Annotated in this window: 20 protein-coding genes; 9 read left to right on the forward strand and 11 right to left on the reverse strand. The window is 39.7% G+C overall.

All coding sequences use genetic code 11. The features are described from left to right. Nucleotides 1–47: 47 nt before the first annotated feature. Both BrL25_RS03815 and BrL25_RS25090 read right to left on the reverse strand, forming a co-directional pair. Nucleotides 48–923 (reverse strand): LysR family transcriptional regulator, encoded by an 876-nt coding sequence (locus BrL25_RS03815; protein ID WP_018674053.1) that lies wholly within the window; start codon nucleotides 921–923, stop codon nucleotides 48–50. Between the two features lie 224 nt (nucleotides 924–1147). Next, nucleotides 1148–2914, reverse strand: a complete 1767-nt coding sequence (locus BrL25_RS25090) for a copper amine oxidase N-terminal domain-containing protein (protein WP_018674052.1) — start codon at nucleotides 2912–2914, stop codon at nucleotides 1148–1150. Between the two features lie 280 nt (nucleotides 2915–3194). On the opposite strand from BrL25_RS25090, the gene BrL25_RS03825 reads away from it, so the two are divergent. After that, nucleotides 3195–3503 carry a transposase gene (locus tag BrL25_RS03825; protein WP_099327224.1) on the forward strand — a complete coding sequence of 103 codons (309 nt, stop codon included), beginning with the start codon at nucleotides 3195–3197 and terminating at the stop codon, nucleotides 3501–3503. Continuing rightward, entirely contained in the window at nucleotides 3500–4378 is an 879-nt protein-coding gene (locus BrL25_RS03830; RefSeq protein ID WP_236848055.1) for an IS3 family transposase, read from the forward strand. The genes BrL25_RS03825 and BrL25_RS03830 overlap by 4 nt, the downstream gene beginning before the upstream one ends. A 462-nt stretch (nucleotides 4379–4840) precedes the next feature. Here BrL25_RS03830 and BrL25_RS03835 read toward each other — a convergent pair whose 3' ends face one another. After that, nucleotides 4841–5533, reverse strand: a complete 693-nt coding sequence (locus tag BrL25_RS03835) for an SDR family oxidoreductase (protein WP_018674336.1) — start codon at nucleotides 5531–5533, stop codon at nucleotides 4841–4843. Between the two features lie 214 nt (nucleotides 5534–5747). Here BrL25_RS03835 and BrL25_RS03840 point away from each other — a divergent pair, with 214 nt between their 5' ends. Continuing rightward, nucleotides 5748–6467 (forward strand): 3-ketoacyl-ACP reductase, encoded by a 720-nt coding sequence (locus BrL25_RS03840; protein ID WP_018674337.1) that lies wholly within the window; start codon nucleotides 5748–5750, stop codon nucleotides 6465–6467. A 146-nt stretch (nucleotides 6468–6613) separates the two neighbouring features. Continuing rightward, nucleotides 6614–7972 (forward strand): TrkH family potassium uptake protein, encoded by a 1359-nt coding sequence (locus BrL25_RS03845; protein ID WP_018674338.1) that lies wholly within the window; start codon nucleotides 6614–6616, stop codon nucleotides 7970–7972. A gap of 78 nt (nucleotides 7973–8050) precedes the next feature. Here the strand turns inward: BrL25_RS03845 and BrL25_RS03850 are convergent, their stop codons facing one another. Together BrL25_RS03850 and BrL25_RS03855 are read right to left on the reverse strand one after the other, a co-directional pair. Further along, complete coding sequence (locus BrL25_RS03850) at nucleotides 8051–8305, reverse strand: hypothetical protein (RefSeq protein WP_018674339.1); 255 nt, start codon at nucleotides 8303–8305, stop codon at nucleotides 8051–8053. Between the two features lie 74 nt (nucleotides 8306–8379). Further along, nucleotides 8380–8598, reverse strand: coding sequence for a sigma factor (locus BrL25_RS03855; RefSeq protein ID WP_026315380.1), 219 nt, complete (start codon nucleotides 8596–8598; stop codon nucleotides 8380–8382). Between the two features lie 182 nt (nucleotides 8599–8780). Here BrL25_RS03855 and BrL25_RS03860 point away from each other — a divergent pair, with 182 nt between their 5' ends. Next, entirely contained in the window at nucleotides 8781–9452 is a 672-nt protein-coding gene (locus tag BrL25_RS03860) for an O-methyltransferase (RefSeq protein ID WP_018674340.1), read from the forward strand. Between the two features lie 91 nt (nucleotides 9453–9543). Here BrL25_RS03860 and BrL25_RS26205 read toward each other — a convergent pair whose 3' ends face one another. The 4 genes from BrL25_RS26205 to BrL25_RS03875 form a co-directional block, all read right to left on the reverse strand. Further along, the gene (locus BrL25_RS26205; RefSeq protein ID WP_255193680.1) at nucleotides 9544–9666 is read right to left on the reverse strand and encodes a hypothetical protein; all 123 of its coding nucleotides are present in this window, start codon (nucleotides 9664–9666) and stop codon (nucleotides 9544–9546) included. After that, nucleotides 9617–11029 (reverse strand): hypothetical protein, encoded by a 1413-nt coding sequence (locus tag BrL25_RS03865; RefSeq protein WP_018674342.1) that lies wholly within the window; start codon nucleotides 11027–11029, stop codon nucleotides 9617–9619. Before BrL25_RS03865 ends, BrL25_RS26205 begins: the two co-directional genes overlap by 50 nt. Nucleotides 11030–11349: 320 nt before the next feature. After that, the gene (locus BrL25_RS03870; protein WP_018674343.1) at nucleotides 11350–12717 is read right to left on the reverse strand and encodes a helix-turn-helix domain-containing protein; all 1368 of its coding nucleotides are present in this window, start codon (nucleotides 12715–12717) and stop codon (nucleotides 11350–11352) included. A gap of 52 nt (nucleotides 12718–12769) precedes the next feature. Continuing rightward, nucleotides 12770–13009, reverse strand: coding sequence for a helix-turn-helix domain-containing protein (locus BrL25_RS03875; RefSeq protein ID WP_018674344.1), 240 nt, complete (start codon nucleotides 13007–13009; stop codon nucleotides 12770–12772). A gap of 160 nt (nucleotides 13010–13169) precedes the next feature. Between BrL25_RS03875 and BrL25_RS03880 the strand changes: the two genes are divergently transcribed. The 4 genes from BrL25_RS03880 (at nucleotide 13170) to BrL25_RS03895 (ending at nucleotide 17763) form a co-directional block, all read left to right on the forward strand. Continuing rightward, entirely contained in the window at nucleotides 13170–13535 is a 366-nt protein-coding gene (locus BrL25_RS03880; RefSeq protein ID WP_018674345.1) for a helix-turn-helix domain-containing protein, read from the forward strand. 379 nt (nucleotides 13536–13914) lie between these two features. Beyond that, nucleotides 13915–15552 carry a pyridoxal phosphate-dependent decarboxylase family protein gene (locus tag BrL25_RS03885; RefSeq protein ID WP_018674346.1) on the forward strand — a complete coding sequence of 546 codons (1638 nt, stop codon included), beginning with the start codon at nucleotides 13915–13917 and terminating at the stop codon, nucleotides 15550–15552. Nucleotides 15553–15599: 47 nt separating this feature from the next. Further along, on the forward strand, nucleotides 15600–16772 hold the full coding sequence (locus tag BrL25_RS03890; RefSeq protein WP_018674347.1) for a pyridoxal phosphate-dependent aminotransferase: 1173 nt from the start codon (nucleotides 15600–15602) through the stop codon (nucleotides 16770–16772). A 97-nt stretch (nucleotides 16773–16869) separates the two neighbouring features. Then, nucleotides 16870–17763 carry an EamA family transporter gene (locus BrL25_RS03895; RefSeq protein ID WP_018674348.1) on the forward strand — a complete coding sequence of 298 codons (894 nt, stop codon included), beginning with the start codon at nucleotides 16870–16872 and terminating at the stop codon, nucleotides 17761–17763. Between the two features lie 83 nt (nucleotides 17764–17846). Here the strand turns inward: BrL25_RS03895 and BrL25_RS03900 are convergent, their stop codons facing one another. Together BrL25_RS03900 and BrL25_RS03905 are read right to left on the reverse strand one after the other, a co-directional pair. Beyond that, nucleotides 17847–18560 (reverse strand): SDR family oxidoreductase, encoded by a 714-nt coding sequence (locus BrL25_RS03900; protein WP_018674349.1) that lies wholly within the window; start codon nucleotides 18558–18560, stop codon nucleotides 17847–17849. A gap of 215 nt (nucleotides 18561–18775) precedes the next feature. Then, nucleotides 18776–19114 carry a winged helix-turn-helix transcriptional regulator gene (locus BrL25_RS03905; RefSeq protein WP_018674350.1) on the reverse strand — a complete coding sequence of 113 codons (339 nt, stop codon included), beginning with the start codon at nucleotides 19112–19114 and terminating at the stop codon, nucleotides 18776–18778. Between the last annotated feature and the right edge of the window lie 164 nt (nucleotides 19115–19278).

Here is a 19278-nt window from a genome sequence, read left to right on the forward strand (position 1 = left end):
AAACGATGCAGCTTTAAGCTATGAATTCGTTTGATGCCACAAACCAATTAGATATAGTGTCCCTTTACAAATGAAATAAACCTTCTTGCAACAGGAGATAAATAACGCTTTTCTTTCCAAGCGAGTCCAATGGTCCGTTTGCAAGCTGGATCTAGCACACGAAGTAATGAAATTTTCGATTTATCTAGTACGTTTACATCTGGCACAAGGCTAACTCCCAATTCAACTGCCACCAGACCAGCTATCGTAGCAATCTCTTCTCCTTCAAAGGTTATATCAGGAGTAAAACCAGCTTGCCTACATAGTGTATCTGTCAAGGTTCGCAGACCATAGCCCTGCTTAAAGCAAATAAAAGGTTCATTCGCAATTTCTTGTAGCTCAATCTGTGTCCGATTTGCAAGAGGATGCGTCTTAGAGACAATGAGAAACAGCTCCTCCGTAATTAAAGGCTCCCAATGTACTTCGTCAATCGGTTCCAACATGGAAAATAGGGCGATATCAATTAACCCCGTTTTTAGTTGCTCCACAATCTGCCCCATGGAAGCTTGATGTAGATGAAAGCTAACCTGTGGATATTGCAAACGAAATGAACGAATAAACTCAGGTACTACTTCAATCCCGAGTGAATGCAGAAAAGCGATCCGTATCTTGCCGTGATCAGGGTTAATCAAGTCCTGAATTTCTTGCTTCCCTTCCTCGATCTCCTGAATGGCTCGCTCCACTCGCTTTAAAAATAGTTCTCCGTATTGATTTAACACGATATTTCGCCCTTTTCGCTCAAACAAAGGCGTATTTAGCTCCTCCTCTAAACGAGCAATTGCTCTACTTAATGCAGGCTGGGACACATTTAACATTTCTGCCGATCGTGTAATGTGCTGTGTCTGTGCGACCTTGCGAAAATATAAAATTTGTTGCCACTCCATATCGTACGTCTCCGTTTTTGTTTTCTTTTGCCTTTTGTGTATCATACTTCAAGTTTGTCATGACTTCAATTTACGTATTTGCATGATATTCATGCATACAGGTTATGAATAAACAAAATATAAAAAAGTCACATGTCACCACCCTATATTCCGGATGATGATCAAAGTGACTTTTTGTAAAACGAAGCTATTATAGGAAGAACAGCAAATGGGTAGTAGCTGTACTAATCATTACTAATAATGACGGCATTCGAGTACCCATCCCAAGTAACCTTGGCACCCAGTGCTTCACTAACAAAGCGGATTGGAACCATGGTCGTATCTCCGTTAAACAACTGCGCAGGAACGTCCAGATTTAGTTTCTTACCATTTTTGTAAGCTACTTTGGAACCAATGGTAAGCTTAATGGTCGTACCATCCTTCATTGCAGTTACGGTCTGGGTCGCTTCATCCCAGTCTACTCTTGCTCCCAGGGCCTCAAAAATGGCTCTTAATGGAACCAAAGTTCTTCCCTTGATTTCTACTGGTGCCTTTTTAAAAACCTGTAACTCTCCATCAATAAAAATGACAATATCTTTGCTTTGATTAATTGGGATGAAAGTAGGCAATGTACTTGCAGACATCTCACTGTCAGGATCAACAATCTCAATAACAATGTTATATCCTCCCGTGGATAAACCTAACTCCCTATAAGAGATCATTGGGTTTTTATCGGTGATAGGAATACGTTTTACAACATCGCCGTATATATCATAAACTACTACATTAGCATGATAGGAAGAATAGCTAGATTTCCATTGCAGGTTGATGGTAATCGTCCCATTGGTATTCACTTTAATTCCGCCAGGAAAGGCTTGTCCAGTCGGAACTGAAAATACATGGCTAGTTCCATAAGACCATGAGGCAGCACTGGAATGATATTTTTTCCCTTGCAACACCATTTCAAGTAAAATTTCATAGTTACCCGAAGACAAGGTTAGTCCTTTTGTAGATATTTTCGAATTTTTGGTACTGATCGGGATACGTTTCACAATCTTACCGTTGTCGTTTTTAATAACAACGTTAAATTTGGCCTTTTGATATTCAGACGTAATTTTTAGGTTAATCGTAATCATACCATCCTCAGATACCTTTACATATCCAGGAAAATCATCGTCTCCGGAAATTACCTTGCTACTGTCTGGTATTACAAGCGTAACCCGATTAGAATTAGCAGAGCCTTTCACATCAGAAACCTCTATATAAATTGTATATGTACCGGTATCTAGGTTTAAATCTTTGCTCGAAATCGTTCGTTGCTTCGTTTTCAATTTGATACGTTTTACTTGTTGGCTCTTTTCATCCATTACCACTAGATAAAAGGTAGATTTATCATAGATGGACGTAAGGTTGAGCGTAATAATAAGTTTTCCATCATTATCCATTTCTAGAGTGCCAGGAAAAGAAACTGGAAAGGAGGTTGTAAGTACCTTTCCACCTTGAATGCCAATGGTCTGTTTTTCAGAATATTGGTATTCTGTATGCTCCATCTTAACAACCGTATTGCTAGTTTCAACACTTACCTCATATTCATTTGGAGATAATTCGAGAATTTTGGCTGGCACGGTAAACGAAATAATCGTTACATTTACTGATCTGAGCTCACCATCGACACGTAACAGTTTTGTATTGGTACTGATTTTTTTTTTGATACCACTGGGAGCTTGTATACCTTTTTTGGATTCGTTTACAAGTTCAATTTCTCTTATTACCTCACCAGTTCCATCACTAACTTGTAGTATGACACTGGCTGCATATTTAGAGTCCACCATAACTTCCCCTGTGATACTTCCATCCTTGTTACTAATTACCTCAAGTAGTTGAGGCTGATAATAGACAGGTTCCTTTATGATCAGTGTACCTCCCACAGCTTCTGCCTGCGATATCCCCATCGTTGTATACATAAATACAACGGCGAGAACAATCACTACTATTGTTTGAAATCGCTTCATGTTTGCTCTCCTTTTTATCTCATTAATTAGGATAATAAAATATTTCCTTCATTTATATATCGGCACAACACTGCTTTAGAATTAGGTTAATATAACTACTTTTTTCTAATAAACTCCAATTAATCTCTATATAACAACGACCAAAGACCTATTTTATAATAAATCTAAAGCTATGGTGGAAGTGAACAAAAAATAAGACTCCCTTTTTTGATATTATCCCCTTTTAGTAGACAGTAAGAAGCAAGACCCCTTACTGTATTAACTAGGAGGGGAATTTTCTATGGGGGAAATTAGAAAAACATATTCAAAGGATTTTAAGTTAAAAGCCGTACGGCTTTATTTGAGCGGTGAACAAGGGTACAAAACACTTACAAGGGATCTCGGCATTAGTGACCCTTCTATTTTAAGAAGATGGGTTGATCATTATAGAAAGGAAGGTATACAGGGACTAGATGAAAAACGCGGGAGAACAAAAAATCCTCTTAGAGGAAGACCACGAATAAGGCCAGAGAGTACGGAGGAAGAGATAGTTCGATTACGTGCAGAGAACGAATTCTTAAAAAAGTGGCTAGGTCTAGAAAAGAGGTGAAACCGAAAGATAAATGCTGTTTTTTCGAGCTTATTAAAGAATTGTCTAAAAAGTATTCTATTACTTTATTGTGTAAAATTACGAAAGTATCTCGTAGTGGTTTTTACAAGTGGCTTTCTCGTGAGAAACACCCCACCTCAAAACAATTGGTAAATGAAAAATTAAGAGAAATGATCATGGAGTGTCATCAAGAGGTCAAAGGTATTTACGGGTATCCCCGAATAAAAGTGTGGTTATTTAGAAGGTACGGGCTAAAAGTCAATCATAAACGTGTGTATCGCATTATGAAGGAACTTGGGATACAAGCGCTAATCCGTAAAAAACGAAAATTCTTTGGGCGCAAAGAGAAGGTTGTCATCTCCGAAAACAAGCTGAATCGAAATTTTTGCGCCTCACGGCCAAATGAGAAATGGGCTACAGATATTACCTACATACTATTTAATGGTCGCCGTCTTTATCTGTCTGTCATATACGACATGTATAACAACGAAGTTGTTGCCTACAAAACAAGCAAACGTAATGATTTACGACTCGTAATGGATACCGTAAAATTAGCGATTAAAAAGCGGGATGTAAGCGGAGTCCTCCTACACAGTGATCAAGGATACCAGTACACCTCAAAGCAGTATAACCAGTTCCTTCAGCAATATAAAATCGTAGCAAGTATGTCTAGAAAAGGTAACTGTTTAGATAACGCCTGTATTGAGGGGTTCTTTGGGCATTTAAAAACAGAGTGTTTGTACCTTCATTCGTTTCAAACAGATAAAGAAGTGGAAGAAGCTCTTCACGGTTACATTAATTTCTATAATCAGCAACGGTTTCAATCTCGATTAAAAAACCTGAGTCCGATAGAATACCGAACTCAGGTAGCCTAGATGGGGCTTGTTTAAAGTTGTCTACTTGACAGGGGCAAGATCATTTTGAAATTAGAAAGACATATTCAAAGGATTTTCAGTTAATAGCCGTCTGGCTTTATTTGGACGGAGAGCGAGGGGACAAAACACTTGCAAGGAATCCCGGGATACAAGCACGTATCCGTAAAAAACGAAGTTTGTTTGGACACCAAAGAGAAGGTTTTCACCTCCGAAAACAAGCAACCGTAATGATTTACGACTCGTAATGATGACGTAAAATTGGCGAATAAAAAAACTGAGTCCGGTAGAATACCGAACTCAGTCAGGCTAGATGGGGCTTGTTTAAAATTGTCTACTTGAAAAATGTAAAATCATACTCCGAGCGAATAAAAGGTGTCCTATTTACGTAAGTAAGCCAATCTTATAAAGACAAGCGATGTATAAATGCGATAAGCTGTCAGCTCCAACGATGTTTTCGATTCTCTACTTTTGGTTTTGAATGACTACTTCAGATACGACCAGGCGTTGTCTTGGCTTCACATTTGCCATAATCACGTCGGCAACATCATCTGGTTCCATCAGGTGCTTCATGCGTTCTTCTGTGAAAATGCCATCCCAGAATTCTGTTTTCATGCCGCCCATGTAGATGCCAACCACTTGAATTGGTGTTTCTTTTACCTCAATAGCTAAACTCTCTGTAAACCCTCTCACACCGAATTTGCTGGCACAGTAGACAGACTCACTTGCTTTGCCTACTTTACCGGCTGTAGACACGATGTTGATGATCGTTCCGTGATTCTGCTCTTTCATTTGTTTTAATACTTCCTGCGTACTAAAAATCGTTCCCTTTAAATTACTATCAATCATTTGGTGAACGGCTTCCTCGGTTAGGTTTTCAGCCAAATCAAAGCTTCCCGTCCCCGCATTGTTGATTAATACATCAATTCTATTGTACGTATTGAGAATGGACGCCATGATTTCCATGATTGCTGGTTTATTCGCAACGTCTCCTTCATGGATGGAATAGCTGCCAGTCAATTGCTTTGCTATTCGTTCTAGCTTTGTCTTCGTTCGTCCAAGCAAACAAACATGAAAGCCTTGCGCCGAATAACGTTTCGCTAAAGAAGCGCCTAAACCACTTCCTGCCCCTGTAATAACAACGACCTGTTTATCCATAACATTTCACCATTCCCTTATACAGTATCTATCCTTGTTCAACCCAGTTCATCTACAAGACTTCATGCGAATTCGTGTATAATGGGCTTATGGATTATAGTGTATCATGCTTTTTATCCAGCTATAACAACTAGTTGCACTTACAAAATTGACATAACAAAAGGCATTTACGTATCATCAGTTATAACAAGTTAAAAATGGGAGGATTGCCAACATGGACTTTCAAGGAAAAAAAGCGTTAATTACAGGGGCAGGAAAAGGAATTGGTCGTTCCATTGCCATCGCTTTGGCAAAAGAAGGAACCCATCTAGGTCTGGTAGCCCGCACAGAATCTGATCTGAAGGAGTTGGCTACTGAGCTTGCGAAAACCTACGGTATTACAGTTAGTATTGCAACGGCTGATATCTCAAAACGCAGCGATGTCGAAGCAGCATATGCCAAAATAAAAGCAGAGCTTGGTTCTATCGACATCCTGATTAATAATGCTGGTACTGCTACTTTCGGTGCAGTCACAGACATGTCCCCAGAAGAATGGGAGCGTATCGTTTCCGTGAATTTGTTTGGAACCTACTACATGACATACGCTGCATTACCAGATATGATCGCCCAAAATAGTGGAAATATCATCAATGTAGCTTCTACAGCTGGAGAACGCGGTTTTGCAACAGGCTCCGCGTACTGCGCCTCGAAATTCGCTGTGATGGGCTTTACAGAATCTGTATTGCAAGAGGTTCGCAAACACAACATTCGTGTCACAGCGCTGACTCCAAGCACAGTAAACACCGAACTAGCTGTCAATGCTGGGCTAAAAATTGGTGCAGACGACCACATGATGCAGCCAGAGGATGTAGCGGAACTAGCTTTAGCCACCCTGCGTTTGCCTGAGCGTGTATTCATTAAAACTTCTGGTATTTGGACAACGAATCCGCAATAATGCTAGAGATTTGATGATCATGAGAAGCCCTCTTTTTCTTCTTAAAAGAGAGGCTTCTTTTTTTTTGCACTGTTAAAAACTCTTTTTGCTTGTTACAATATTTTTCGGTAGAATTACCTGTATTACTTACTCAGGAGGTAAGCGAGTTGCTGCTCTCTTATAAAAAACGGCGCTTAAGCTCCGTACAAATTATCGTAATGTTTTATCTTAGCAGTGTTATCCTCGCTGCATTACTTCTCTGGTTACCCATCTTTCACCAGCCTGGCGTATCTCTATCCTTTGTCGATTCTTTATTTACTGCTGCCAGTGCGATTAGCGTAACGGGTCTAACCGTCATCCAAATTAGTGAAGTGTTTAATCAGAGTGGAATTATTTTACTCACCTTGTTTTTTCAAATAGGTGGGATCGGCATTATGACCTTAGGTACCTTTTTGTGGATGATACTTGGACAACGAATTGGCTTAGAACAAAGAAAATGGATTGCTACGGATCACAATCGTCCCACTCTATCAGGATTGGTTAAATTGACACGAAGTATTTTATTGCTAACCATCTTAATTGAGCTAATCGGTACCGTATTGCTAGGCAGTTATTTTTTTTGGACTGGCTATCAGACTGATTGGTATACCGCCTATTATTATGGCTACTTTGTTTCCATTAGTGCATTTACCAATGCTGGATTCGATATCTTCGGTAATTCTTTAGTAAGCTTTTCGGGAGATTATTTTGTTCAGAGCGTGAATATGATCCTTATCATTTGTGGTGCGATTGGTTTTCCTGTGCTGATCGAGCTGGTCAGCTATGCAACCCATCGAAAGGGACAATATCGATTTACGTTTTCCTTATTCACGAAGGTAACAACCTTGACTTTCTTTACACTGATCGTGGTTGGGACACTACTCTTTTACTTTTTTGAAAAGGATGCCTTTCTACAGAATAAAAGCTGGCATGAAGCACTTTTTTACTCCCTGTTCCAATCTGTTTCCACACGAAGCGGTGGCTTAGCCACGATGGATATCGGCCTGCTGTCCATCCCTACCCTTGTCATGCTATCTGGCATGATGTTTATTGGTGCCTCTCCTAGCAGTGTGGGGGGTGGGATTCGTACGACCACGTTTTTCGTCCTAATTGCAACCGTGTATACTTATATGCGCGGACAAAAGGATGTAAAAGTGTTTGGTCGTGAGCTAGTCCAAGAAGATGTTCTCAAATCGTTTATGGTGTTTTTTGTCGCGATCATAATGGTGTTCACAGCTGTTATTTTCATGGTATGGTTCGAGGACTTATCGATACAGGCCATTCTATTTGAGGTCTGTTCAGCCTTTGGTACAACTGGATTATCGATGGGAATTACTTCGGAATTAAGCACACCTGGTAAACTAATTCTCATCATCATGATGGTGATTGGACGGATTGGGATTATCAACCTGCTACTATTCTTAAAAAAGGATGCTCCATCTGTTCGTTATCACTATCCGAAAGAGCGGATTATTATTGGTCAATAGGAAGAGAAAAAGGCGCTTGGAATGAGCGCCTTTTTTGTAGTGTTAAACCAACAAAGCTTATCAAATCAGGTTTATAAACTACTTCCCCATCTGTATCGGTACTTCCCAATTCACATTCCGATCCTCTTTTACTTTACGCTTATACGTAATCGTAAGCTCTTTAGGGCGTGTTTTTAGTTGTTGAATCCTCAATTCCCCATTCATCACAACATTTCCATTCGAATTGCGACTTAATCCCCTGTCAAACACAGCAATATACGTATTTCCCTTTTCGTCTTTTGCCTCCCATTCATCCACATAGACAATATCTTTCGCCAAAGTACCCTCTATCACAATGCTAGCTTCCGTATATGCTTACGAACAATCGCTGTTCTTTTTCGAGATACTCCTTCTCTGGTGTATGGTTATCAACCAGCATGATTTCCGCTTGAAGTTGACCTATATTCAGATAGATGGTAGTAGGCCTTAATAAAAATCTCCTGACCCATGTCTTTTTGATTTTGCGAGTGACCTAACATTTTTTTTAGGATAAAAAATACCTTTGTCTGATATCTGTCAATAAGCTCTGCGTATGCTTCTTTATTGCCTTGGAGAACCTGCTCAATGATCCTTTTATCGTCCTGCATTCCCAACCTCCAATCTCAAAGATGTACGAGACATTCCTGATTTTTTGCCTGTTCACTTATATACGACGAACAATTCAAAAAAAAATCTCTTTTTATTCGATTTATTCTTTATCCTGTATTACACTAGGAGCATATTCAGGGCAAATAAATTGCTGTTTTGAAATTAAAGGAGGAGGATTTACATGGAATCACCTAAAAAATGGACTGAGGTTGACCAGTATTTCAACAGTATGCTACTCCCTTCTGATCCAATTCTGGATGTGGTTCTCCAAGCAAATGCTAAAGCTGGTATGCCTGCTATTGATGTCGCACCAAATCAAGGGAAGCTACTGTACCTACTCGCAAAGATAAGAGGAGCAAAGAAAATCTTAGAAATAGGGACACTTGGTGGATACAGCAGTATTTGGCTTGCTCGCGCTCTACCTCAAGATGGTCAACTTATTTCACTCGAATATGAACAATCGTTCGCTCATATCGCTGAAGAGAATGTAAAAAAAGCGGGACTCGCTGAAAAAGTAAGCATTCTTGTAGGCCCCGCACTAGAAACACTTCCTACCCTTCAAGAAAAAGGGATGACGGGCTTCGATATGGTTTTTATTGATGCCGATAAACAAAACAATCCGCATTATTTACAATGGGCTTTGAAGCTTTGCAATCCGGGGGCCATTATTCTTGGAGATAATGTGGTACGTGATGGAGAAGTGATTCATCCTGAGAGCGAAGACGATCGTATTCAAGGCATTCGACAATTCATTGACTTACTATCTTCTGAACCCCGCATTGAATCAACAGCTATCCAAACTGTGGGGAGCAAAGGTTATGACGGATTTGTGCTTGGTGTCGTGAAAGAATAGAGATACATCTCATATAAGATAAACAAGTGGGTTACATAAATAAAAAAGCACTCCTTATGTATGAGGAGTGCTTCAAAATGAAAAACAAGAATCAACCACCTACTCCATGTTCATAGGGAGTTACTGTATGTTCTACTTTTGCTACTTCTACATCTGCCGCTTGACTAAACACTCCAAAAGCCATTACTAGCGATAGCAAAAATCCCTTCATCATTTCTCACCTCCTCCATCCATTTTTTATACTCTCTTTTTTGCTGATCTGTGGCGTGATATCTATATGCTTCAAAAAGTGTTACGCATTGGATGAACTTCTTTTGATTATTCATCACGATGGACAAATCGAGACATCGGAGAGTATCTATTATTCCACTCTCAAACCGTTCATTTTGAAAATGGTAAATAGCCAAATCATATCGAAACCGTAGATGTCGATCTACGCTAATTGGATCATGGGAGTCTTCAAAAGAACGTATTTCTGCCGAAAATTTCTCTAATAGATGATCTATTAAAAAACCATGCTGATTGGCTGATTTCATGATTGTCACTACGCCGGATAAGATTTCCGTAGGATGATCCTCAAGGAATTTGATATAGTCGGAAATCACACTTGTATTTCCCATGAGCATATCTAGTGTATACAGGTTTGCTGTAGCCCAAAGGTTGAATTTTTCGACTTCTGCTTGTCCAGACTCGTCAAGTAGTTCAAACCAGCTCAGATCAGCATAACCAGAAACAAATTCCTTGGCTTGCTCAAATAGCCCTTGTTTTTCCAAAGATACGGCCTTTAAAAGATATCCTTGCCCATAATAAACAACCAAATGACGCTCGGTTCTAAGCGGCTGATAAACTCGATTATTCTTCAGCTTGAAAAGTTCATTTTGATAAACCAGAGTAGCTAATTTCCTTAATTCATCTCCGTACTTCTCCACTTCTTTCCACTTATGTAATGTAAAACATACATTAGCAAGCTGTAGAAGTGCATCCAACTGATGACGCTCGGATAGTCTTTTTCGATAAGTTTCAAATCGGATAACAGCCTTCCAATTTTCTTCCATATCGGTTTCCTGTATGGATCGGAATAAGCGATATTGACTCATAATAAATCGGTCTGAATAACTATCCTTCTCGTTATCAATCACTAACTGATAAAAGTAATTTGCTTCTTCCTGCTTCCCATTTTGAAATAACTGCTCAGCTACATAAAAGAGAATTTCTATGTTTTTGCGCTGCTCCAATAAAGCTGAGACAACTGGCTGAATGCAGTCATGTCTACCAATCTCAGCACATCTAATTAAATAGGGACATACTCTTCTCCTTGATACCCTTCCTCTTGGAAAACACTCATCTATATACAAGTCATACAGCCAACCAGGAGGCTCATTAAAAACATTTGCGATTGAATCTAGTTGTGCAACCGTTAATGTCCTTGAAGGATTCCCATTCAAAAAACCACTTAAATGTCCATTATTGATATGAGATAATTCACTTAGTTTGCTAAGGGTGTAGTCATGTAATTGGAGACGATGTTCAATTTCCGTACGTATGGATCGCGCCCTAACATGATTACGATCAATCATGTAATCACTCCTTTTAAACAATCATATCTATTTGTAGGCTACTTTCGTTTCTTCCTGTGCTTCTTTAGAATAGGAACGGACTATTCGGACCTTAGATAGCTGGGAACGGCTGGTCTTTTCCACTTAGATTTCCGTACAGCCTATCCTTATAACCGAAACGTCCATACGTTTATTGCTTTTTTACACAGGAGCGCTATTTAGTAAACGCTCCTGTGTTCCATTGATTTACGGCTTTACATAGCCCAGGTTTTTAATACCCTGGATCATAGTCATATGGATGAACCTGATGACTTGTCCCGCTTTGTGTTTGAGCCACAGAGTCAGTAAGCGTGACAGTCACAAGCATCGTTACAGACATTAGAAGCATTCCTATTGCTTTTTTCATAAATTACGCCCCCCTTAATCTGATAGTGTTCAGAAACAATTTGTTGATACACGCGTTGCAATTGTTCCATTTGCTCTACAGTAATGGCTTTGGAGCAAGCGACAAAATGTGTCAGGATATCATTGATGCATTCATTCATTTCGGAAAAGGCATTTAGTTTTGCATAGACAAGCAGACTCTTACTGTAACTCTCAAGTCCCTCGTCCACATGACCAACCTTGATTTGATGAAATCCTTTAAACCGATAATATTTCCCTACCGCTAAATGCTTGTAAGGTGTTTGCAAGTTCATATACAGCCATTCTTTTTCTTGATGAAATAGCTCCTCGCAGGCTTTCACATTATTGGTGGTAAGGAAGATATCCAGAAGCTCATTTACCACATGAATTTTGGAAGACGGACTGCCTGTGACTAAACACTCTTGGAGTAAGGGAATAGCAAACTGATACTCCTGTCTCCTTGCGTGTAAAATAGCTCTTGTTAGCAATGCAGCCTCTGTTACAAATGAATAGGGAAGCTGTTGAAATTGCTCTAGGTGCCACTCTACAGCTTCGTATCGCCCTAAACGTGACAGGGAATTAATCATAGCTAGGTAGCCTCTCGCTTTAAACTCGCTACTGCCTTGATCCTCTCGAATCCCTGCTTTACTAAGAGCGATACATTTTTCGTACTTCTTTAATGCATAAGCTTGCAGGGCTAATTTGTAAAGGAAATCAATCCTTTCCTCCTGCGTCAAAAACACAATGTAATGCAACACCTCCTCTCCGATTTGAAAGGATTCTTCCAGTTGTTTTAAATCCTGCCGTTGTGCCAGATAGATTTGCAAAAGGCCTTTAGCTAGGTATTCTTGCATACCTCTTTCCCTTGCGTAGCTTACGATAAAATTGAATAAAGTGAATCGGATGGGAAGATCATCAACCAGACAGGATCGCTCATACAACTTTTCCATGAGCACATAACTATCCTCAGTCGGTAGTTGAATAAAACGTAGCGCTACTTTTTTAATCAGTGGGGTCTGTCGTAGTGAAATGGATTTGGAGAGCAAATCAAGTAAAATCTTGGGGCGCCGTTCCACATCTGCATAGTAGCCAATGACATCTTCCCACGGAATCTGTAGGGAAATAGCTAACGGTTTAATGGTCCGCCATTCAGGTTTGCGGGTTTCCCCACTCTCTATTTTTGAAATCACCCCCTTGCTAATTCCCGTCATTTTGGATAGCTGTGACAGGCTTAACTTCCTGTCCTTTCTCCGTTTTCTCATCCCTTCCCCAAACGCTTCATATTGTAAAGCCGTTCCTTCCATCCATTCCCCACCTTTGTAGCTTTTACCGTTATTTCTAACGATTCTTTCGCTCTCAAGCTGTTTTAGATTGGTTCATAGATTTTATAACTGAATCCGTTAGTTCATCATCAAAAAAAATGCCTGGTTCAACGTCTAATACATTTGCAATAATCTGCAAGCGTTCTACATCAAGCCTCACCTGCCCGCACGTAATATGTCTATATCCCTGTAATGATAGCCCTAGTATCTTTGCCAAATGCGTCTTCGTGATTCCTTTTGCCCGCCTGACTCTCTCGACATTCTGATGAACCATATGTAGCACCTCTCATTCCAATTTTTAGGAGCTTATATCTCTATCATAATAACGTAACACGTTACTGTCAATGCTCTTTTTTCTTCACTTTCTCAAATTCCGTTAGTAAACTACCTAAATTCGTTAGTTACTGATATTATTTTAAAAAGAGGTGACGAGAATGCCATTGATCGGTCAACGAATCAAAGAGCTGCGGAAAAAGAAAAAATGGACGCAACAGGAATTGGCTACTCGTGTAAACGTCTCACCACAAGTCATTTCTAACTGGGAGAGATCTTACACGAATCCCAATCATGATGATATTTATCGACTGTCTGAATCATTAGAAGTTTCTGCTGACTACATCCTTTTTGGCAGTAAGCATACTAAGCTGGTTAAAGAGGCTTCTAGCCCCTATTCTGATTTTGAAGCATTATATTTATCTGAATTAGAACAGCTATCAGAAGAAGATAGGAAAAAGGCGCTGGAACACATCCGTTACCTGCGTTATGTAGCAAATCAAAAACAACAGGATCACGACAAGTAGCTCGCATGTTATGTGCGGGCTTTTATACGTTGAGACTAGTCGATACATCTCATGGACAAACACGAAAATTCAGAATAATTCAACAAAAATAAATTCATTTCATTATAGGTAAATACAAATATCGACAAAATAGCCTATTTTAGGTTATATTATAGACAATATAATTCCAAATAGTATAACCCTTTCCTATTTGTTGAAATTATATGCGTAGCATAATGTAACCATTCCGTTCTTTACTCTAGCATAGGAGGGATACGACATAAGCCAACATACTTTATACAAACAAAATGAATTGCTTACGATCTCCCTTGTATAAAAAATCGAAATTGTTGATTTATAAATCACATGATAGTTAGCAGTACTTACTGGAGGTTTCGATATGATAAAAGACACAATGCTAGAAACAGAATTTTTACTTCCACACGAAGATAATGTAGAGACATTATTCAATAAGACAGCCCTCCTTCAAAAACAGCTTCAAGCGACGAATCATCTAAATCCTAAATTTTCTACAAAAGCATTTCATTATAAAGAAGATCTAGAAAACTGCTATATGCCAGAAACAGGGAAACATACAGAAGAAGTATTTACGAGTCTTGCTGAAATGTTTGAAGGCAGTATTCGTCCACACTCACCCTATTCGCTCTTTAATATGGTTCCCTCACCTTTGTTAGATACAGTAGCAGCAACAACAATGACGCAATTATACAATTCCAATAGTTTAATGGATGCTTTTGGTGGCAAAACGATCTTATTTGAGCAACGCATAGCCAGAGCCATTGGTCGTTTAGTAGGCTGGGAGCAATCACATGGCATCTCTTGCAATGGCGGAAAATTAACACTTTTCTACGCAATAAAATCAGCCATTTCAAAAATCGCCCCTGAATCAAGACGTGAAGGCATCCCAAACGATCTCGTGGTTGTAACAAATGAAGGAGCACACTATTGTGTTGAGCATGTTTGTTCCATACTTGGATTAGGAGCAGATCAATGTATTCGTATTGGAACAACAAAAGATTGGCGCATGGATGTAACCAAGCTAAAACAGGTTCTACACGAGCAGCTCGCTAAAGGAAAACGCATTGCAGCCGTTGTCTGTTGCGGTGGTACCACGATTAACTTTGCTTGTGATGATACGAATGAGGTTTACCAGTGTGTTGAGCAGGTTTTTACAGAAACAAAGCAAACCTATTTTCCCTATTTTCATTTAGATAGTGTTATCGGATGGCTGTGGTTTACTTTTATGGGACTAAGTGAAAAAGAATGGGAACAGAAAATCGAAAATCCTGAAATTCGTGGCAAAATTAAGCGAGCAGTAGAAAAAATGCAAGGTGTTTCTCGGTTTGATTCGTTTGGCGTGGATATGCACAAAAATGGTTTGTGCCCATACTCAACAAGTTTATTTGTTTCCAAAACGGATGAATGCTTTAATCGTTTAAATGAAGGTTCCTATACGTATGGAGAAAACGACTATGAATTTGGTAACTTCCGCGCCTATCGCTATACCATAGAAAATTCTCGTCCTGCTAGTGGCATCGCTGCTGCCTGGGTAGCAATGAACCGATTAGGAAGAGTAGGTTTTCAGGAATATTTAGTCCAGCTACATACGCTACGTATAAAATTTAAGGAGGAGCTTGAAAAAGTAAGCGGTATCTCTGTTATTAATCGTGCTTCCCTTGGATGGGAGCTAGTATTTACGATTTCATTTAATCGCATCCGCTTACATTCCTCCCATTTTGATTTTAGCGAAATTGCCAAAACGTTCATTCAATATTGTTGGAATGAAACCAATAAAGGACGCGAGCTTCCCTTAATTAGTATTGTACCAGAATTTAAAGTGAATCCAGAAGATAACATGAAGATTGCTTTCTTACTATATCCAATGTCTTTATTTTCAGAAGATCATATCTCAAAGATTGTAAGTAAATTAGCAGCATGCATCTATGAATTTGAAATGAAAGTGACTTCAGGAGAAATTGGAGTAGAGAATCGTCTCTTAGAAAAACCAATCCGCTAATTCTCTTATTTAGGAAGGAGAAAAATGACTTGGAAAGGAGCCTATACATGGCAAAAACCTACATCCAAACCCTGCCAGAAGATGCATTTAGTTTTATTGAGGAGCAATTACAAAGGCAAACAAGACCTGTCATTAGCTTAGCAATCGGGAATCCAGATGGTCCGCCCAATCCCGAATTAGTGGAAAAATTAAAAGAATACATTTCAAACCCAAGTTATCATGGCTACGGTGATTTTACTCCAGACGTTGGGAAAAAGCTAAAAAAAGCGGTTGCGTCTTATTATGCACGTCGATTCGGAGTCAGCTTATGTGATGAAACAGAGGTTTTAGATGTACTAGGAACAAAAGAGGGGATTTATTACCTGCTGTCCTCCCTATTAGATGAAGGAGATAGCGTTCTTGTTCCCTCCCCTTCATACAGCGTCTATACGAACTGTTTACATTTAGTGGGCGGCGTACCGATTTATTTTCCATGTGAAAAAGAAACCTTCTTACCAGACTTATCACAGATTTCGAAAGAGGATCTACAAAAAGCCAGGGTGATGGTCCTTTGTTCACCGGGAAATCCAACAGCAACCGTGTTATCTAAAGACTTTTTGGCAGAGGCCATTGCTCTTGCAAAGGAATTTAACTTTGTTATCATACATGATCTAGCTTATGCCGAAATCTCCTATGATGGTGTTGAGGTTCCTAGTATTCTTTCCTTACCTGGGGGAAGGGATGTCGCTGTTGAGCTATATAGTTTAAGCAAATCTTGTAACGTAGCTGGATGGCGTATTGGTTTTGCTTTAGGAAATAAAACCGTATTACAAGGGTTACGAACGATGAAATTCAACGTTGATTTTGGCATGTTCTTACCATTTCAATGTGTTGCCATAGATGCACTTGATCATATGGAATATTACGCATCTGAGCAGACGAAACGCTATCAGGAACGCATGGATTATTTTGTCCCAGAGCTTCAAAAGCTAGGCTGGGAGGTTCAAAAGTCACCAGCATCCTTCTTTCTTTGGACAAAGATTCCTAGCGAGTATGAAGAAATGGGTGATCGAAATTTCGTAAGCTATCTTTTAGACCAAGCGGGGATTCTCCTTTCGCCTGGCAGTGGATTTGGTGCAGGTGGTGCAGGATATGTGCGTATTGCACTTGTTAAGGACATGGAGGTGCTGCAAGAGGTCATTGCACGCCTACAAAAGATGAAGGTAAGCGTAGCAACATAAGAAGGCTTGCGTGAACAGCTCACCACTTAGGTAGCGCTTGAAGTGGGAGACTTCTCAGCTTATCTATTAAAATTTTCCATCTATACGGAGGCTCGAATTGTTTCGTTATTCATTTCTTGTGTTAGCAGGAGCTTGTAGCATTGGTGTATTAGCCATATTTGTCAAGTTTGCGTATCAGATGGGCTTTACACTTGGCGAGGTAATTGGAAGCCAATATCTAACGGGATGGCTCTTATTACTTGTACTGACGTTATTATTTTTTAGACAGCGAGTCCCACTCAAAAAGGCAATTGTTTTATTTTTTGCCGGTACATCAGCTAGTTTCACTGGAATCTGTTATTATGCTGCATTACAAACGATCCCCGCTTCTATCGGCATCGTTCTCTTATTTCAATTTGTCTGGATCGGTATCATTATTGAGTCAATCTCCACCAAGACATTACCATCAAAAGAAAAAATCATCTCTGTGCTATTCTTATTAGTCGGAACTGCTCTTTCCGGTGGCTTACTGAATCAATCCGTTCAATCCTTTGAAATAAGCGGTATCCTCCTAGGATTATTGTCAGCTGTTTCGTTTGCCTGTTATCTTTTTGTAAGTGGAAAAGTGGCAGTGGACGTTCCGCCATTTCCGCGGAGTGTATTACTGATAGCGGGTGCATTAGTACTCATACTCATCGTTTTCCCACCGACCTTTCTCTATGATGGCACATTAGAAAAAGGTCTATGGAAATACGCACTAGCCTTAGGAACCTTTAGTATTGTAATCCCTTCGATTGCTTTCTCCATCGGGATTCCAAAAATCGGCTCCGGGCTTGCTACGATTCTAGCGACAGCGGAATTACCTGTTACCGTTATTTTATCTGTGCTTATTTTAAAAGAAGCTGTGTCTGTGTCGCAATGGATAGGTGTAAGCTTCATTTTCATCGGCATTGCCATCCCACAGCTAGCTCACTTTGTAACTCGTGCAGATAAAGGGGAAATCCCTCGATAAGTAATGAAAGCTGATGATTAGACAACCAATCCCCTTCTCTTAGAGATACATGCTTTGTTCTTTTAAGAGAAGGGGATTTCAGGTTATAGCAGGATATGCCCACCTTCAATATGAAGAGTGGTCCCCGTAACAAAATCATTATGAAGCAAATACATCACGCCCTGTGCTACATCTGTAGGTTGTCCTATTCGTTTTACAGGAAGCTTATTTGCCACATCTTTATAAAAGCTAGTACGTGCTTCTTCAGGCATTTTACTGCGTGATGGCGTATCAATGATACCTGGGGAGACGACATTCACGCGTACAGGAGATAATTCCAAGGCTAGCGTTTGACCCAGATTGGCAACAGCTGCATTAACTGCTCCAAGCGTAGCCGATCCAATCATAGATTTATAAGCCACCACACCGGAAAACAAGGTAATGGAACCATCTACATTTATATTAGGTGCTCCATATTTAGCGGCGTAGTATTGCCCCCAAAATTTGTTATCAAACAATTGACGTGCCTTGCCCACTTCCATTTCAAGGAATGGACCACCAGAGGTTTCAGCAGCAGTAATAACTAAATGATCAAGTGCACCTACTTGCTGGAAGAAAGATTGCACCTGCATCTCTTGTGTTAGATCCAACATATAGGTTGTTACATTTTTGCCTAGCTTCTTTTTGGCCTCCTGTAGCTTTTCCTCAGAACGGCTGGCAATGACAACATCAGCACCTTCTGCTAGTGCAAGCTTAGCCGTTTCCAAGCCTATTCCAGAACTCCCGCCAATAACCACAACTTTTTTACCATTCAACATGTTGTAACTCCTCCTGTTTCAAAACATTTTTTGTTGAGATCATTTTATTTCGAAACAATCATGATTTGAAGGAGTGATATTTCATTCACAAAGTTACATTTTCGTAAGTTTTTGTTGTAGCACGGTATAGAGGCCTAAAATTTTTTATACAAAATTTCTCCCGATAACAAAAAAAGAACCCTTTGGTCCTTTTTCTTGACAAAATGCATCGGATTTTACAACGTTAGTCCAAATCGCTTCAATTCAATAAAAATTCCTTCTAATTGCTTGCCTTTGTCCGTTAACGTGTATTCCACACGTGGAGGAACCTCTGGATACACCTTTCTTGCTACTACCCCTTGTATCTCCAGCTCCTTGAGACGAAGTGATAATGTTTTGGGACTAATTCCATCCATTGATTTGAGCAGGTCGCTAAATCTCATCGTTCCTTGAATAAGCAGGTCGCGAATGATTAAAAAAGTCCACTTCGTACCAATCACATCGAGTGTCTTGGCAATAGGACATATCTCGCCTGGTATTCCCTTAGTCAATACAATTGGCTCTATCGTACTCATGAATATCCTCCTGTACAATTTTTCGGCTGATGTACTGCATCTTACCACATAAATATCTTTTCGTAACGATGAGACAAAAATATAATTACTTCCTAAAGGAAAGTTGCTCTATATTTTCTAATAGTAACGTAAAAACGAAAGCAACCGCTTTACCACAAGCAGTT

Origin of the sequence: Brevibacillus laterosporus DSM 25 (assembly GCF_002706795.1) — a bacterium.
Lineage (GTDB): Bacteria > Bacillota > Bacilli > Brevibacillales > Brevibacillaceae > Brevibacillus_B > Brevibacillus_B laterosporus.